Source organism: Cellvibrio polysaccharolyticus, from assembly GCF_015182315.1.
In the GTDB taxonomy this organism is placed as follows: Bacteria; Pseudomonadota; Gammaproteobacteria; order Pseudomonadales; family Cellvibrionaceae; genus Cellvibrio; species Cellvibrio polysaccharolyticus.
Window position 1 is genome coordinate 3,370,491 of the sequence record NZ_PRDL01000001.1, and the last position, 17,029, is coordinate 3,387,519.

The 17,029-nt window shown below is 48.9% G+C and carries 16 protein-coding genes; 6 read left to right on the forward strand and 10 right to left on the reverse strand.

Annotated features, from left to right (window positions below; all coding sequences use genetic code 11):
• Nucleotides 1–20: 20 nt before the first annotated feature.
• The 4 genes from C4F51_RS14235 to C4F51_RS14250 all read right to left on the reverse strand — a co-directional run bounded on the left by C4F51_RS14235 (nucleotide 21) and on the right by C4F51_RS14250 (nucleotide 4,506).
• Nucleotides 21–503 (reverse strand): YajQ family cyclic di-GMP-binding protein, encoded by a 483-nt coding sequence (locus C4F51_RS14235; protein WP_193910908.1) that lies wholly within the window; start codon nucleotides 501–503, stop codon nucleotides 21–23.
• Nucleotides 504–568: 65 nt separating this feature from the next.
• Nucleotides 569–1,483 carry a regulatory signaling modulator protein AmpE gene (gene ampE / locus C4F51_RS14240; RefSeq protein ID WP_193910910.1) on the reverse strand — a complete coding sequence of 305 codons (915 nt, stop codon included), beginning with the start codon at nucleotides 1,481–1,483 and terminating at the stop codon, nucleotides 569–571.
• On the reverse strand, nucleotides 1,480–2,040 hold the full coding sequence (gene ampD, locus C4F51_RS14245) for a 1,6-anhydro-N-acetylmuramyl-L-alanine amidase AmpD (RefSeq protein ID WP_193910912.1): 561 nt from the start codon (nucleotides 2,038–2,040) through the stop codon (nucleotides 1,480–1,482). Before ampD ends, ampE begins: the two co-directional genes overlap by 4 nt.
• An 87-nt stretch (nucleotides 2,041–2,127) precedes the next feature.
• Nucleotides 2,128–4,506, reverse strand: a complete 2,379-nt coding sequence (locus tag C4F51_RS14250; RefSeq protein ID WP_235992340.1) for a DUF1631 domain-containing protein — start codon at nucleotides 4,504–4,506, stop codon at nucleotides 2,128–2,130.
• Between the two features lie 408 nt (nucleotides 4,507–4,914).
• On the opposite strand from C4F51_RS14250, the gene nadC reads away from it, so the two are divergent.
• Complete coding sequence (nadC, locus tag C4F51_RS14255) at nucleotides 4,915–5,775, forward strand: carboxylating nicotinate-nucleotide diphosphorylase (protein ID WP_193910916.1); 861 nt, start codon at nucleotides 4,915–4,917, stop codon at nucleotides 5,773–5,775.
• Nucleotides 5,776–5,895: 120 nt separating this feature from the next.
• Here the strand turns inward: nadC and tfpZ are convergent, their stop codons facing one another.
• The 4 genes from tfpZ to C4F51_RS14275 all read right to left on the reverse strand — a co-directional run bounded on the left by tfpZ (nucleotide 5,896) and on the right by C4F51_RS14275 (nucleotide 9,550).
• The gene (gene tfpZ, locus C4F51_RS14260; protein WP_193910917.1) at nucleotides 5,896–6,633 is read right to left on the reverse strand and encodes a TfpX/TfpZ family type IV pilin accessory protein; all 738 of its coding nucleotides are present in this window, start codon (nucleotides 6,631–6,633) and stop codon (nucleotides 5,896–5,898) included.
• A gap of 36 nt (nucleotides 6,634–6,669) precedes the next feature.
• Entirely contained in the window at nucleotides 6,670–7,401 is a 732-nt protein-coding gene (locus C4F51_RS14265) for a glycerophosphodiester phosphodiesterase family protein (protein ID WP_193910919.1), read from the reverse strand.
• A gap of 106 nt (nucleotides 7,402–7,507) precedes the next feature.
• Nucleotides 7,508–9,004: a sulfatase-like hydrolase/transferase gene (locus C4F51_RS14270; protein ID WP_193910921.1), complete on the reverse strand. Its 1,497-nt coding sequence runs from the start codon at nucleotides 9,002–9,004 to the stop codon at nucleotides 7,508–7,510.
• Nucleotides 9,005–9,079: 75 nt separating this feature from the next.
• Nucleotides 9,080–9,550 carry a pilin gene (locus C4F51_RS14275; protein ID WP_193910923.1) on the reverse strand — a complete coding sequence of 157 codons (471 nt, stop codon included), beginning with the start codon at nucleotides 9,548–9,550 and terminating at the stop codon, nucleotides 9,080–9,082.
• A 343-nt stretch (nucleotides 9,551–9,893) separates the two neighbouring features.
• Here C4F51_RS14275 and pilB point away from each other — a divergent pair, with 343 nt between their 5' ends.
• Genes pilB through yacG form a run of 5 tightly spaced genes read left to right on the forward strand, consistent with a single transcriptional unit; the run spans nucleotide 9,894 to nucleotide 14,615 of the window.
• Nucleotides 9,894–11,618: a type IV-A pilus assembly ATPase PilB gene (gene pilB, locus C4F51_RS14280; RefSeq protein ID WP_193910925.1), complete on the forward strand. Its 1,725-nt coding sequence runs from the start codon at nucleotides 9,894–9,896 to the stop codon at nucleotides 11,616–11,618.
• 6 nt (nucleotides 11,619–11,624) lie between these two features.
• The gene (locus C4F51_RS14285) at nucleotides 11,625–12,890 is read left to right on the forward strand and encodes a type II secretion system F family protein (RefSeq protein WP_193910927.1); all 1,266 of its coding nucleotides are present in this window, start codon (nucleotides 11,625–11,627) and stop codon (nucleotides 12,888–12,890) included.
• Nucleotides 12,890–13,792, forward strand: coding sequence for a prepilin peptidase (locus tag C4F51_RS14290; RefSeq protein ID WP_193910929.1), 903 nt, complete (start codon nucleotides 12,890–12,892; stop codon nucleotides 13,790–13,792). The genes C4F51_RS14285 and C4F51_RS14290 overlap by 1 nt, the downstream gene beginning before the upstream one ends.
• Entirely contained in the window at nucleotides 13,789–14,430 is a 642-nt protein-coding gene (coaE, locus tag C4F51_RS14295) for a dephospho-CoA kinase (RefSeq protein WP_328701387.1), read from the forward strand. The genes C4F51_RS14290 and coaE overlap by 4 nt, the downstream gene beginning before the upstream one ends.
• A complete protein-coding gene (gene yacG / locus C4F51_RS14300) occupies nucleotides 14,427–14,615 on the forward strand; it encodes a DNA gyrase inhibitor YacG (protein WP_193910931.1) in 189 nt (62 codons plus the stop codon). Before coaE ends, yacG begins: the two co-directional genes overlap by 4 nt.
• Before the next feature lie 76 nt (nucleotides 14,616–14,691).
• Here yacG and C4F51_RS14305 read toward each other — a convergent pair whose 3' ends face one another.
• Together C4F51_RS14305 and argJ are read right to left on the reverse strand one after the other, a co-directional pair.
• Nucleotides 14,692–15,633, reverse strand: coding sequence for a Nudix family hydrolase (locus tag C4F51_RS14305; RefSeq protein WP_193910933.1), 942 nt, complete (start codon nucleotides 15,631–15,633; stop codon nucleotides 14,692–14,694).
• A gap of 82 nt (nucleotides 15,634–15,715) precedes the next feature.
• Complete coding sequence (argJ, locus tag C4F51_RS14310) at nucleotides 15,716–16,936, reverse strand: bifunctional glutamate N-acetyltransferase/amino-acid acetyltransferase ArgJ (RefSeq protein WP_193910935.1); 1,221 nt, start codon at nucleotides 16,934–16,936, stop codon at nucleotides 15,716–15,718.
• Nucleotides 16,937–17,029: the final 93 nt, after the last annotated feature.

Here is a 17,029-nt window from a genome sequence, read left to right on the forward strand (position 1 = left end):
CGATAGCTTGCGCCGTTTTATCAATCGCGGAAGTTGGTAAATTGCAGAGGTAATTCAATGTCGGAGGCGCGCAACAAGGCGATCCCCTCTTGCAGGTCATCGCGCTTTTTACCGGTAATGCGCACCTGGTCGCCCTGAATTTGCGCCTGCACTTTTAATTTACCGTCTTTGATCAAACGAACAATTTTTTTGCTCAGCTCACTCTCAAGGCCGGTGCGCACCAGGATTTCCTGCTTCACCTGTTTGCCCGAGGTTTTGACGTCCCGCACTTCGAGGCAGGCGATATCAATGCCGTTTTTGTGCAGTGAACCCTTCAATACATCCAGCATCTGCTCCAGCTGAAATTCGGCGTCGGCGATCATGGTTACTTCGTATTCCTTGCGCTCGAAGTTGGCATCAACGCCTTTAAAATCGTAACGGTTGGTGATCAGACGGTGCGCCTGATCAACCGCGTTGGTTAATACGTGTTTATCAACTTCGGATACCACATCAAATGATGGCATTGAATATTCTCCTCTTCTTGAAATACAACATCGCCGCCGTTGCCAGCGGCGATGCTCGATTTTATTTATATTGCCAGCGTGATCAGTGCACTGGCACACATCCACAGCAACAAGGTGCGCGATAACAGGTCGCCAGCCTGGCCAACCGCATTGCGCAACACACCGGTGAGCAAGCGCTCATCCTGAGGAATGGCATGGTCCACCAGCGTGGCTGGCGGCGTGCGATCATCTTCTGCCGCCAGCCAGGCACCCGGGCCGGACGCTTGCGCCAGCACATTGCCAAGAAATATCGCTAACGGCAGACGGCGAAAGCCATCGCGTTTTACAACGGCCATCACCGTATCAAACTGCCCTACCAATGCCCAACTCAAACCCAGCAAACGTGACACCGGCCACTCCAGACAATACACCAGAGATGCAAAAGCCGGTGCATTGGCTCCGCCCTGCTGTACCGCACGTTTGTGGATGTCCGCCAAACGGTAAGCCAGCGCACCGGCTGGCCCGGTGACAAAAAACCAGAACAACACCGCGAAATAACGTTGCAAAACCATATACCCGGTCGCCTCCAGCGCCTGCTGGTGCAGTTGGCTCCAGCCCGCCTCGGTCTGGTCAGTATCACTGCCCGCGCGCTTATCCAGCTGCATGGCATCGACCCATTCACGGGCAGCGATATTATCCTGCCGATCTGCAGCCTCAACATAGCGGTTAAGCAAACGGTCCATATCACCGGCACCCAGACACAACCACAACACTGGCACATAAATCAGTAACAGCACCACAACCGATACCGAGTGATACAACCAACCGAGCAACAGCAATAACAACATGACCGGCAACACCACCGCCACGGCAAACAGCAGTACGCCGCGCAGACGGCGAGCTAACCAGCCATGCCAGGCCGACAGCACGCGCCCCCCGGAAAAAGACGACTGAAAAAGATACAGCCAGAGAATCACAATAAAGGTACTTAAAAATATCATGGGCGCACTTCCCTTAAACCATTCAAATAATGGGCCCAGTCAAATGCCGGGCCAGGGTCGGTCTTACGCAACGGCGCTATTTGTTCATGCCCGACGATTCGCTCCGGCGTAATGCCCGGAAATTGCGTCATCAGGATTTTTGTCAGCGTCAGCAGCGCATCATACTGCGAGTCAGCATAGGGAACATCATCACAACCTTCCAGCTCAATGCCAATACTGAAGTCATTACAGTTACCCACACCATTAAAATTGGACGCACCGGCATGCCATGCCCGGTCATACAGAGAAACAAACTGGGTGATTGCACCATCGCGCTCGATTAAAAAATGAGCGGATACACGAAGATCGGCGATTGTTTCAAAATAACTGTGGGCGGAAACGTCCAATTGCCCTTGAAAAAAAGCGGCGATGTGACCGGTGGCAAACTGACCTGGGGGCAAACTGATATTGTGGATAACCAGCAGATCTATCGCTATGCCCTGGGGGCGCTGGTTAAAATGGGACGATGGGATATGCCTGATACCCTCAAGCCAGCCATCAAATGGATCGGATGTCACACAACCGCCTTATGTAAAAAAAGTGACATGATAACGGGGAGAATAACGCCAGACCAGCATTCTGCCCGGCGGTGTCAGATGTGGCGATCAGGAACCGCGCTGCTCTCGCAGCGAACCGATGACGGCTTCGAGGGCACGATCAAATAACATACTGTCGTCCAGTAACAGCAAACGGCCATTTTTCAGCGAGAGCGCCAGGCTATTGCGCGTTTCTTCGGCGACTTTCATACCGGAACGATTAACAAAAATGTATTTCCCGGTAGCGCGAATAATTGCGGCGAGTCGGCAGCGAAATTTTTGCCCTGACACATCGGTCATTTCAAACCAGCAGCCCTGCGTCAGGTTATTCACCAGGCGGTAATGCGGATCACTGTCCGGCAACACCTCATCGCCCGGGGTTTCAGCACCTTGCTCGGCAGTCACCAGGGAAGGTGATAATTCGTCTTGCGGTGCGGTAAGAACAGATTCACCGGCCAACAAAGTAGGCGCACTGTTGAGCAAAGGCTCAACGGTTTCTACGTCAAGCGATACGGATGTTTCATCGGCGCCGGGTTCAATAAGACCAGCATCAATAGTCGAAGCGGTTTCAACAGAGGAAGGGGCGGCATCTTTTGCAACTGCTTCGGGTTCTTGCTCAGCAGAACTTGAAGAAACGGGTACAACACTGTCTTTTGTAGCGATACTGGCAGATACCGCACCGGCTTCCGGGGCCGCGGGCGGTTTCAAGCGGGCAAGGTGCAGCACTTCGAGCTGCTTGAATAAATGGGTCGTTTCGAAGGGATTGAAGGCAATGCTTTCAAGGCCTTTACGCAATTGTTGCAACAACTGCGGCACAACTTTCAGCAACTGCCGCCGGCTGTCGGCCGACATGGCCGCCGTCAGGCTCCACACCAGCAGTTCAGCGGTTTTACTAACCGATTGCCACTGTTCGCTGCTGGTACCGTGCTTGAGCGCAGTAATAAACATGACGTTGGCCCAGGCGTTTTGTAAAATTGCCAGCCCGGCTTCGGGCAAAGGCCGCTCGCCGACAATCAACCCCAGCGCCCGGTTTACTTCAGCGCGCGCCTGCTCTGCTTTGGCTTTACCGTCTTCGGCATCCAGGGTTCTTTGTTCAAGAATTTGCGCTCTGCGACGCTCTTTATCCAGCCAGGCCCGAAAATCGGCCAGCATACGGGAAAATATTTCTACATCGCTTTCAAAACCGGTGAGGATGTCAGCAACCATGGTTTCCATGCGCTGAAACAGGTTATCGCCACGGCGATTATCCTCGGCCTCTTCCTGCCAACCCAGCGCCGCACTGGCCATTTCATTTAATAAACGCCGTGCAGGATGGCCGCCTTTACTGAAAAAGCTCTTGTCGGCAATGGCTACCTTGACCATCGGGATCTGCAAACGGCCAATCAGCGCTTTCATTGGCGCCGCCAGGTTGCGATCTTCAAGAATGAATTCAAACATCATCCCCACCAGATTGATCACGTCATCATCCACCGGATTGATGGCCGCGGGCATGCCCTGGCGGGCAGAATATTGCTGGATCACCTGCCGCAAATCCACCGCATGTTGCTGCGGGGAAGTCAGCGCAACATCACTCCATGCGGTTTGCTGAGCGCTGGATAACAGATGAATCAAACCCGCTGAATCCAGCACTGGCTGGTCGTGGGTTAAGGGTGCGGAGATTGACTGCTGGCGACTGCCTAATAAAGCACGCAAGGTTTGCAAAACCTCGCCAGCATGATCGGCATCAAGCGAGCTGCCTGTGCCGCTATAACTGTTCTCACCACCGCTGGTATTACCACTACCGGCACGGAGCCCGGCAGGTTTACCACGGTTTTGCGAGGGAAGCGTGGGTAAGATATTGGCATCAATCAGTAGCTGGTTAAGACGCTGGTAAAGCCCGGCAAGCTTGCCCAATACCATCTGATCGAACAATTTGAACAGCAGCAACCTGGCTTTAACATCCATCCGAACCGGACGGATCGCCTCGGAGAAGCTGTGGCAAATGGGAAAAGGCGCAACCGGGTTGTTCTTTTGATACACCTTCACCGGCACCAGGTGATCAATGCGCAACGTCAGGGGCTGCAATAAATCGGCGAAGCGCTCGGTCGACTTGTTGATCATGCCATCAACCGCCACCATCTCTTCCAGCTCGTCATTTTGTACCAGTGACAGCTCATCCAGTGACACGCTACGGCTTGCCTCTGCCTTGCTGCGGTGGGCATCTACCTCAACCAGCAGCAGCAAATTGCTATCGAAGGCCTTAAAAAAAGACGCCTCGATGGCGCGGCGCCGAATTCTCACCTCACGCATGGAGTCAAAATAGAGATTTTGCTCCTGGTTGTTGCCAGCCTTGTCGGCCAGATCGAACAGCGCATCATCGGCGCGATCAAACAACTCACGCAGCAATGTCTGCAACTGCTGGCGCGCCTGCTCACGGAGGGATTGCAAAGGAGAAGGTAAACGAGCCAAAGGAATATACCCTGCCGCGCTCCGCTCAGGATTGAGAGGAACCACATTGGTCGATTCTGGTTTTAGATGCTCGGACATGATGAGTGGCCAGTGGAGAGACTACTTCGAAAGATGAGTATACCTAACCCGGAAATACATCCCATAGATATAAATCAAGATCGAGAGGCATATCACATTTAGTGCTAACTCCACCAGTTTTTGATAACCGACATGTGCCCGAGTCGGCAAAATGCGCAGGAATTGGAATATACAACCCTGTTCGTTTTTTAAACACCTAAAGCATCAACAATCCGGGTAGCCGATAGAAACCAACAGTGGCAAAATGACCGACAATCAGGGTAAATACTGCCAGCACCCAGGTGAGGCAAAAGACTACCCTACCCCAACCTCAGAACAAGACCTGCCGATATGATTACCAGCATCGCTCAAAACATTCCCTTTCTTGAAGACGACATAGCCTTGAGCGTGCAACAAGCGCTGGCAGAAGATATCCGGGATGGCGACATCACCGCGCAACTGATTGATGAAAATGCCATCGCAGAAGCTCGAATTATTACGCGGGAAGCCGGTGTATTTTGCGGCCAGCCCTGGGTTGAAGCTGTATTTCAGCAGCTGGACCCAGAAGTAAAAGTAACCTGGCACACGCAAGATGGTGCAGCACTGCAAGCAGATGATCTTCTGTTCACGCTGAGCGGCCCCGCCCGCAGCCTGCTGACCGGAGAGAGAACCGCGCTCAACTTCGTACAAACCCTGTCCGGTACAGCCACCATCAGCAACACTTATGCCCAAAAAGTGGCTCACACCAGCGTAATCCTGCTCGACACCCGCAAAACCATTCCCGGCCTGCGCTCCGCGCAAAAATACGCAGTCGCTTGCGGCGGTAACCGCAACCACCGCATCGGTTTATACGATGCGTTCCTTATTAAAGAAAACCACATCGCCGCCAGCGGCGGCATCACCAACGCGGTTACCCGAGCACTCAAAATCGCCCCCGGCAAACCGGTAGAAGTGGAAGTAGAAGATTTCGAAGAACTGCACCAAGCCCTCACCGCAGGTGCAGACATCATCATGCTCGACAACTTCAGCCTTGATGATATCCGCAAAGCAGTAGCGCTTGCCAAAGGAAAAGCCAAACTGGAAGCATCGGGAAATATTACCGATGAAACGTTAGTGAGTTATGCAGAAACGGGCGTGGATTTTATTTCGATTGGGGCGCTGACGAAGCATTGCAAAGCGCTGGATTTGTCGATGCGGATGAAAAATACTTAATATATAAGACTGGTCTTTATATTGAATAACTTTCCCGTAAGTTCAGCGCTGGAATCTATATAGATTGGACGATCAGCCTAATCAAACAAGCTACATAGAGAGCACAGAAGAGAAGAGAATTTACCAGGGAGCCAAATCAACAATCGCAATAACTTCTGCTGTTTCTCTCCGTAACAAAACCGTCATGGAGGAGTCTTTCGAACCGCTATAAATTGGCAGATATGAGTCAGCAGAAGGCCATTTTACCAGCTCGGACTTCACCACTTCAGGTATATTAAAAGATATCAGTTCCGATAACGGTATTGCTCTTTGGCTGATATCAGCTGCAACCGCACTATAACTGACATAAAGATCCGAGCGCTGGGGCAAATCAATGCTTTCAGAAACAGATGAAAAAAGCAGTTCGTCTCTCGCTTTAGCATCCTCCGGCAATTTTGCTCCGATCCAGTGCGGCCCTCTCCAGGAAATATCTGAAAACTCCGGCTGAGCATTATCCAAGTACTTATTATCAACTTCATAAGCCTGAACCAGCTCAAATCTGTCCCCCACAAAAACAAGCCAGGCTGGACGCCCCTCAAAAACCGTATACATACCGTAGAAAAATGCACCGAGCTGAATAAAAACAATGACTGACAAATCAAATTTGAGGGATTTTTTCTTTTCATTGCCTACAATGAAAGTCAACAACGGCCCCAGAACCACATCGACCGACAACAGAATTAGAAAAATGCCAGTGATCCCCGCCATTGCTGATAAAGGGGCTGGATACCAATAACCATACACCAGAACGACAGATACTAAAGCAACCACCAAACAGAAGAGAAAATGTAAACCTGCAGCCTTCAGCCTGAACAACATTTTTCAATCTCTATAAATTTATCTGAAAAAGATCCACTACTTGCAGTTTACATCTAAAAACAAACTATCGGTGTACACCTCAAAGATATTGAACTCAGAACTTAGATAACACATCTCTTCCGGATCATTAATTACATGAACATATGTATTAACGTGAGGAAATTTTTTTTGTAATAGATGAGGTAAACCATAAATCAAATACGTTTTATCAAATGCCAAGGCAAATGGTGCTGAAAAACCTTCAATAGCCTTAATGACATCAGAAGCCGCACCTTTAAAACGATAGAGTGTCCAGATTATTTTTCCGTATCCCATCTGTCTGACCTGGTGAAAGTCTTCAGAGAAATAAATCTGAGGGATTATTCTATTAACCAGATGGGCATATTTTTCTGAAATACTACGTAAAGCAGCAACATTCTCCTGCTTTACGTCAGTAATCAGCCATACATCACCTTTTTCAGCCACCCAAGCCATAAGCTGATCGAGAGTGCACGCAGGAAAATCCAAACTACTCATGACCTGTTCAAAGTCGCTCTTTAGAGGAACTCTTACCCACTCATACCCTGCATTCCTGCCGAACCATGAGTGCCCACAAACCAGCTTTTGGTCGGCAGTGCGGATGAGATCAACCTCAAAATAGCGATACCCATCCTGATACCCTGTTTCAAACGCAAGCAGACTATTGGAGTAGCGTCGATCTGCGTAGTCTCCACCGGCATGGAGAACCCTTGTAGAATAAGCTGTGGAATCGTGGCTTTCATGAAACATAAAGAAAGCCAGAAAAATAGAAATTAAAAAGTATACACAAAAAAAATATTTACTTGTTCGCTCCCACATATACAAAGCCCTGTAAATATTTCACATATAAACAGAATCAATCCCAGTACTCCCACAGGGATGAGCGCCACGCTACAAGGTGCTCATAAAACGATTCTTTACCATATAACTCTGTCAAGGTTGGATCTTCCAATAGCAAGTTTCGACCTAAAGAAAACCCTTTAACATCATACCCGATTAGTGCAAGCAACGAAGGAGCCACATCCAACATGGTAGCATCCCGGGTCATTATCTGACCGGAATACAGGGTATTGAATACCATAAAACTATTAGTTCGCCGCCTATCTCCAGCCAAAAGTCCAGAATCACTTCTCATCATCAAATGATCCGAACCAACAATCAATATGACGTCTTTGGACAGAGGGGAACTCAAAAATTTTTTTATAAATTCGGATATCAAATGATCGGCACAATGTACCGAGTTAAGCATTTTACTTCCGCCATTTTGATACATCTTGTTTCTACACGCTGGTGTTTCATGTCCATAAGGAGAATGAGTATCGAGCGTCAACCCAACCAGACCAAATGGCCTATCAAGGTCAGCTAAAACTTCAAACTCATTCCAAAGCAGCGAAAGCAAGTCATCGTCATAAATCCCCCATTTTGACTTGGGAAATATTTTTGAATACAGCAATTCGAGCTCCTGATACCCTTTGACATCAGAAAACCCATGCGCCGAATAAAAATTATTTTTCCCGGCAAAGCTGATGTCTGCCCCACCCACATAAGACAGGAAGTATCCATTTCGACTCAGAACATCTCCAACACAGTTGGCCTCCGGAAGGAAGTGCGCCATTTTGCCCATTTCATTCCTACCTTTTGAAAAAGTAGCCAAAGGGATACCACACTGCGAAGCGGTCATACCGGCGATTGTCCACTCTGTCATAGGCGCCTGCCCAATACCTTTAATCACCAAAGCATCTCGCCTTAATTGATTCAACTCAGGTAAAAGTTCCGGATAAGCATCATCATCAAAAAAGGATTCTTCCAGACTTTCAGCATACAGATAAATAAAACTGCGTGGTTTATCTGTTACAAGTCCGCTAACAAAAACGACCTCGTCCTCCAGCTTCCTAGATTGCGACACTTTATATTCGGTGACAACGACGTGATAAGTTTCCTGTATTGCAGGGTGGCTAATTAGCACAAAACCAGCCACGAGAAAAACAACAGCATTATAAAAACATAAAAAACCAGAGCTAAACAGCGCTACTCTTTTCTTTGAAGCTGATGGAATATGAACTGACGCTAAATAATGAAAAAGGCAAATAGAAAATGTGAGAAATACTATACAAGCTAAAAATACAATCCAGTGCTGGCTGATAGTTCTAATATCTATCGCATAAAGAATATGAAATACCACCGAATCATTTATACCATTGCCAGTATAGTAATGAGCAATCAAATAAAACCCTGAGAGATATAAACCAAGAAAAACAAGACAACAAACGGCCAAACCAACGACTCTACTTCCTCGCCAAAATAGCAATGCAACAAAAACAACCACCAATCCAGCCACTGAAGGAATCAACATTTCAAATTAATCTCTCAAGGAATGCCACTCATAAAAAAAGGTGCCCTAAGGCACCTTTTTTCTTTTAACTTGAACTTATGAACGACAGGATGCTGGTAAGTGTTTCTCAGCCACATCAGTAGCATCAGTTCCTTCCGCTGAGGCACCGGTAGGTACATCAGCATAGCCACAAACCCACGCTACATTTTGGGATGCAGTAAGAGCAGGGCGAATGGTTAAAAGCTTACCTGACAGAGAAGCTGCGTTAGCCTTTTCACCATAAGTTACAGTAATAACGCCATCTTCAACCTCAATTGTTTCTACATAATTGCCAACAATATCCCCACTGATTCCCAATGCCGCATTATTGGCTGCCCATTCGCCACGGTCGGAATAATGCTCTGATATAGCTGTTCTCAACCCTCCAGCCAAGGTGGGCCCCTCTGCAGCTTGCGCACGGATGGTGTAATCCTGATAAGCAGGCAGAGCAACAGCAGCCAAAATACCGATAATGGCTACTACGATCATCAATTCAATAAGAGTAAAACCCTGTTGTACTTTTTTCATTGCATATCTCCGATGTTAGAAAGTCGAGCAATAAAGCTTCGTTATGATTAAAGCAAAATACAAACCAACTTTAATAAATAACAATCGAAGCAGGAAAAGCTCTTGAGACATAACGCCGAGCAACCATTGCTGCTGATACTTAGTCGTTTTTCCAACGTTCAGAACAAGCCTGGCGAGCCGCACAAGAAGTCAATAACTGACGCATTTTGTCACCCCTCATTAGCGCCCGGCGGTCAAAAACATGGTTTTACATTGATGCAGACAGAGATCGTTTATTTCCACGTGCTTACAGTGTTTAATAAGCACCCGGCTCAACACCCTTAAAAATGGAGAAAGCCTGCGTATGAATGCGCCTACAGTTTCATTAAATGGATTGGCCCGCCGCCTGGTAAGCGATGGACTGCTGGACGGAGATTTGGCGAAACAGATTTCTACGGAAGCTGCCAGAGAAAAAGTGCCATTTATCCATTACGCAGTAAGGAATGGTGTGCTGGACGCACGCATTATTGCTCAGGCTGCCTCAATTGAGTTTGGCACCCCTTTGTTCGACCTGGATGCGCTCTTCAAAGACACTATTCCGGACAAGTTGGTCGATGAGAAACTCATTCGCAAACATCATATTTTACCCATGGTTCGTCGCGGCAACCGTCTGTTTCTTGCAGTAGCAGATCCTACCGATTTACATGCACTCGATGAGATTAAATTCAGCACTGGCATCAGTACCGAGGCTGTACTGGTAGAAGCCGATAAACTCGCAGTGGCTATAGAACGGTATTTGAAGTCTCTTGTTGAAGGTATTGATGATGCTCTGGCGGGTCTGGACGACGACGGACTGGAAGGACTGGAAGTATCCGGCAGTACAGGCAATGACGAAGAGAGCCCCGAGAAGTCTGAAGCAGAAGAAGCCCCGGTAGTACGATTTATTAATAAAGTCTTGCTGGATGCGATTAAAACCGGTGCTTCGGACATTCACTTTGAACCCTATGAAAAGACTTACCGCGTAAGATTCCGTACCGATGGCATTCTGCAGGAAGTCACCAAACCGCCGGTAAATCTTGCGACCCGCATGGCTGCACGCTTAAAGGTGATGTCGCAAATGGACATTTCGGAGCGACGGGTTCCTCAGGATGGCCGCATCAAGATGAAACTGTCGAAAACCCGCGCCATCGACTTTCGCGTCAACACCTTGCCCACGCTTTTTGGCGAAAAAATCGTACTGCGGATTCTGGATGCTGGCGCAGCCAAGCTGGGGATTGATGCACTGGGCTATGAAGATAGCCAAAAGAAAATGTACATGGACGCCTTGGCGCAATCCCAAGGGATGATTCTGGTAACCGGACCTACCGGTAGTGGTAAAACGGTATCGCTTTATACCGGTTTGAATATTCTTAATACCGATGAAGTGAACATTTCTACCGCAGAAGACCCGGTAGAAATTAACCTGGAAGGCATTAACCAGGTTCAGATGAATACTCGGGTAGGCCTTACTTTTGCCGAAGCGCTGCGCTCATTTTTACGGCAAGACCCCGATATTATTATGGTGGGGGAGATTCGGGACCTGGAAACCGCCGAAATTGCCATTAAGGCAGCGCAAACCGGTCACCTTGTACTTTCTACACTGCATACCAATAGTGCGCCTGAAACACTGACTCGTTTGCTGAATATGGGCGTACCCGCTTTTAACGTAGCCACCAGCGTGAGTTTGATTATTGCCCAGCGTTTGGCGCGCCGCTTGTGTACACTCTGCCGTAAACCAGCGGAAATACCGGCAGATATTCTTAGTGAAGAAGGTTTTGACGAGATTGGTATTGCTCGTTCGGAATTTGAAATTTACCATCCGGTAGGTTGCCCACAATGCAATAAAGGTTATAAAGGACGACTGGGCGTTTATGAAGTAGTTCGCATAACCCCTGTGATCGCAAACCTTATAATGGAGGGAGGAAACTCTCTGCAAATTGCCAAGGCAGCCAAAGAGGCCGGTTTCAATAACCTGCGAACGTCGGCTTTACGCAAGGTTGCCATGGGTTTAACCAGCCTCGAAGAAGCTAACCGGGTCACCAAGGACTAAGTACACATGGCCACCATTTCAGCCACCAAGAACAAAACAACAGGCTCATCTACCCGCAAAGTGTCGGCAACCACCAATACGTATGTATATAAAGGTGTCGATAGAAAAGGGCAAAAGATTCAGGGCGAAATGAATGGTATAAGCCCTGCCATAGTTAAGGCTCAGCTGCTAAAACAAGGGATTGCAGCAAAAACTGTTACTAAAAAAAGCAAACCCTTATTCGGAAGCGGCGGTAAGGCTATCAAACCTGCAGACATCGCCGTCTTCTCCCGCCAGATGGCCACCATGATGAAAGCCGGTGTGCCGCTGGTTCAAGCGTTTGATATTGTTGCCGATGGTCTGGAAAACCCCAATCTTAAAAAACTGGTTTTGGATATTCGCGATACGGTAGCATCCGGGGGTGGGTTTGCTTCTGCACTGCGCGAGCATCCCAAGTATTTTGATGATTTATTTTGCAATCTTGTGGATGCCGGTGAGCAATCCGGTGCACTTGAGACCATGCTTGATCGTATTGCCACCTACAAAGAAAAAACCGAAGCATTAAAAGCCAAAATCAAAAAAGCGATGACTTATCCGATCGCAGTAGTGGTCGTTGCTCTTGTCGTAACAGGTATTCTTCTCGTGAAGGTTGTGCCCCAATTTGCCGAGACTTTTAGCGGATTTGGCGCGGAACTACCTGCTTTCACATTATTTGTAATGCATCTGTCCGAGCTGGCTCAAGCCTATTGGCTTTACATTCTTATTGGCTGCATTGCTTCAGTCTTTATCATTAAAGAAGCAATTAAAAGATCCCCTGCCCTCGCCTATGCGGTAGACAAATACATCTTAAAAGTGCCTATCGTAGGTCAAATTCTGTACCTATCAGTAATGGCGCGTTTTGCCAGAACACTGTCCACCACTTTTGCTGCGGGGGTTCCGCTAATTGATGCACTTACCTCGGTCGCGGGTGCAGCAGGAAACCGCGTTTATAGTGAGGCAATTATAAGAGTACGAGAGGACGTTTCCACCGGACTGCAATTGAACACAGCACTGAAAGCACGCGCTATATTTCCAACTTTATTGGTACAAATGTCTGCCATTGGTGAAGAGTCTGGCGCATTGGATGGGATGCTGGACAAGGTGGCCGTTTATTACGAAGAAGCTGTAGATAATATGGTAGATAGTCTTACATCTCTCCTTGAGCCTATGATTATGTCCGTACTAGGGGTTCTGGTTGGCGGCCTGATGATTGCGATGTACTTGCCTATTTTCCAACTCGGCGCGGTGGTTTGATGTTGCATGATTTTCTCCACGCGCTGGCTTTATTCCCCGCACTGTCTCTTGGTCTTGTATTAATTATTGGCTTGATCATTGGCAGTTTTTTAAATGTGGTTATACACCGCTTGCCGAAAATGATGGAGCGGGAATGGAAGCAGCAGTGTGAACTGCTACTTGATACTGCCCATACAGCAACCGATACCACAACACCCGCTGAAAATACCCAGCCCTTCAATTTGATGGTGCCGCGCTCGCGTTGCCCGCATTGCGGTCATGCCATTACGGCGCTACAAAATATCCCGGTGATCAGCTACCTGGTATTGCGCGGCAAGTGCGCAGGCTGCAAGGCGGCTATTTCTCCCCGTTATCCCATTATTGAACTGGTGACCGGTTTATTGTCGGTAGCGGTAGTGGCTTATTTGGGGCTTACCACCGCCGCTTTATTAGGGCTGGTCTTTACCTGGTGCCTGATCACCTTGACCATGATCGATGCCGACACTCAATTATTGCCGGACGATATTACCCTGCCGTTATTGTGGCTGGGGTTAATCGCTAATAGCTTCGGCGTGTTCACCACCCTGGAAAATGCACTTTGGGGTGCGGTTGCCGGTTATATGGTGCTTTGGTCTATTTTCTGGCTCTTCAAATTACTCACGGGCAAAGAAGGCATGGGCTATGGCGACTTCAAGTTACTGGCCGCCCTGGGTGCCTGGATGGGCTGGCAAGTTTTACCACAGATTATTATTTTGTCGTCTCTGGTCGGAGCCGTGGTTGGTATTGCCTTGATGCTTATTAAAAAACGCGGTAAAGAAGTACCTATTCCTTTCGGCCCCTATCTCGCGGTGGCAGGCTGGATCGCCTTTGTGTGGGGCGATGCGATTAACCATCATTACCTTTCTCTCACGCTTCCACAGTGAAAAACACCATCCCCTTTTCCCCTGCCACCGACAAGCTGAAAATTGGTTTGACCGGTGGCATCGGCAGTGGCAAATCGCTGGTTTCCGATATTTTTCAACAGCAACATGACATTACCGTCATCGATGCGGATCTTCTGGCAAGGGAAGTAGTAATGCCCGGCCAACCGGCACTGGAAAAAATTGCCGGGCATTTTGGCGACGCCATATTACAAACCGATGGCTTTCTTGATAGACGCACGTTGCGGGACATTATTTTTACTGCGCCGGCCGCAAAAGAATGGCTTGAGCAGTTGTTGCACCCGCTGATTAACCAGCGTGCAGCAGCGCAGCTGGAAATTGTCGAATCTCCCTACGCCATCTTCACCTCCCCATTATTATTGGAAGGCACGCAAACCAGGCTGGTCAACCGGGTATTGGTGATAGATGCCCCGGAAGCCATGCAAATTGCCAGGGCGAGTTTACGGGATGGCAGCACCGGCGAGAAAATCCAGCGCATTATGGCGACACAATTAAGCCGTGAAGAGCGCTTGGCGCAGGCAGATGATATTATTCATAATCACGGTACGCTGACTGACTTGCAACAACAGGTGGCTCAGCTACACGAATTTTATGTATCGCTTGTGCAGGAACAATTTTGACAACGCCAACCAACCCTGATGTTTTGCAGCTGAATTGCCCTATTTGTAAAAAAATAGTGCTCTGGAATGACGACTTTCCTTTTCGACCCTTTTGTAGCGACCGCTGCCGTCTGATTGATTTAGGCGATTGGGCCAGCGAAAGTCATCGTATTGCCGGTGATCCGGTTATTCCGGACGAAGAATAAACCGTCGTTTTATGAGCTCGGAAAGTGCCTTCCTTTTTTACACCAAAGGACAGGAGTCTTAACACTCACCTGCCCTTCACGCATTCCACCAGGCACTGATGGCGGCGATTCCGTGGCCGCCATGCTGTTTCGCCGTGGGTAAATCCTCAGGGTGCATTCCTCCCAGAGCAAATACCGGACAACCCGCCAGCGCCGCCAGTTCTGCAAACTTTTCCCAGCCCAGAGGTTGTGCATCCGGATGCGATGTGGTTTTGGCAACGGGAGACAGCAGGATGTAATCCACCCCGATTTTTTTTGCTTGCAGAATCTCTTCAGCATTATGGCAGGAGGCGCCCAGTAATCGGTTTTCTGCAACCGGGCGGGACGCCAATTGCGCTAACTGATACCGGTTCAGATGTAAGCCATCTGCCGACAGGCTGGAAAAAACTTCCGGAGAGGTATTCAACAACAACAGTGCATCATGTTCACGACACAACGCCCGCACACGATCAACCAGTGACGCGGACAACTCCCGGCCTCCATCTTTAACACGCAATTGCACCAGGCGGATGCCAGCCTTCAGCGCACCTTCAACCCGCTCAAAAAACTGCTGCTCCGTTGCTGCATCGCCCGTAATCAACATATTACCCGGCAATTTCAACGCAGCAATAATAGCGCGATTGGCCTTGGGGAAATCGAAATCCGCTAACTGCTGCCGTGAAACCCACTGCACCGGCTGCCCTTCGTTGCCGACGGGTTCACCGGTAAAACCGGTTACGCGGTGAACATCCAGCAATACTTGCTTGTCGCCATAGTCGTGGCGAATTTTTATTAAGGGTTCTGAATGGAGAACCTGAATCGCCAACTCCTCTTCCAGCTCACGCGCCAATGCCTGCTGCACAGTTTCCCCGGGCGAAACCTTGCCACCCGGAAATTCCCATAACCCGCCCTGATGCGCCGAATCAGCGCGACGGGCAATAAATATTTTTCCATCTGCCGCCGTGATGACACCAACAGCGACGTGAACTTCCTTAACCATACAACGAACACCGGTCAGCTGCCGCTTTTAAACTTTCAGGTTGAAAAGCGGCAATGAAAAAGGAATGCGAATCAATGAAAAATCAGGAACGGTAGTCAGCGTTAATGCGCACATATTCGTAAGAAAGATCGGTAGTCCACAAGGTTTCATGGCTGTCACCACGCCCCAGATCAATACGAATGGTGATTTCTGCACCCGACATAACGGCCTGGCCCTGCTCTTCGGTATAAGAAGCCGCTCTGCCGCCATTCTCGACAATCAATACATCATTCAAATGCACGCGCACTTTGGCTGCATCCAGATCTTTTACACCCGCATAACCAATCGCCGCTACGATGCGCCCCCAATTAGGGTCAGAGGCAAACAATGCGGTTTTGATCAATGGCGAGTGTGCTACCGCGTAACCGACATCCAGGCATTCATTGCGATCACCGCCGCCGCTTACGTCCACTGCAACAAATTTGGTAGCGCCCTCACCATCGGCAACAATACTTTTTGCGAGGAAGATATGGGCCTCGATAATGACATCACGCAGTTGCTGGTAAAGCTCACCTTCGGCGGTTTGAATTTCCGGCAAATCTACCTGACCGGAAGCAATCAGAATGCAGGAATCATTGGTCGAGGTATCGCCATCAATGGTGATGCGATTGAAAGATTTATCTGCAGCCTCGCGCAACAGCGCTTGCAACACCGGCTGTGCCACTTTGGCATTGGTAGCGATGTAACCCAGCATGGTTGCCATATTGGGTTTAATCATTCCGGCACCCTTGGCGATACCATTCACGGTAATGGTCTGGCTTTGCCAGACGATTTGCTTGCTGAAACCTTTGGCGCGGGTGTCGGTGGTCATGATGCCGGCGGCTGCGTCATCCCAACCTTGCTCGGTAACTTTTTCCAGTGCTTCCGGGATAACCGCAACGATTTTTTGTACCGGCAGCGGCTCGCCAATAACACCGGTTGAGAATGGCAACACCTGCTCTTTTTTCAACCCGCGTAATTGTGCGATGGACTCACAGGTCGCAAGCGCATCGTTAATGCCCTGCTCGCCCGTACAGGCATTGGCGTTGCCGGAGTTGATGACCAGATAACGAATCGGCGCTGCGGCCAAATGCTTTTTACAAACCGTCACCGGCGCTGCGCAAAACGCATTGAGCGTAAACACACCGGCCACCTGGCTGCCTTCAGCCAGTTCAAACAATACAACATCACGGCGGCCTGGCTTTTTAATACCAGCGGATACCGCCGTTAATTTAACACCGGCAACGGGATGCATTTCGGGAAAAGGATATTCACCAACAGCCATAGCAGACTCTCTTGTTTGAATGTTGTATTAAAAATGGGTTTTGTAATTAATCAGTGCTACCAAAAGAAAATCCACAACCATGATATATGGATG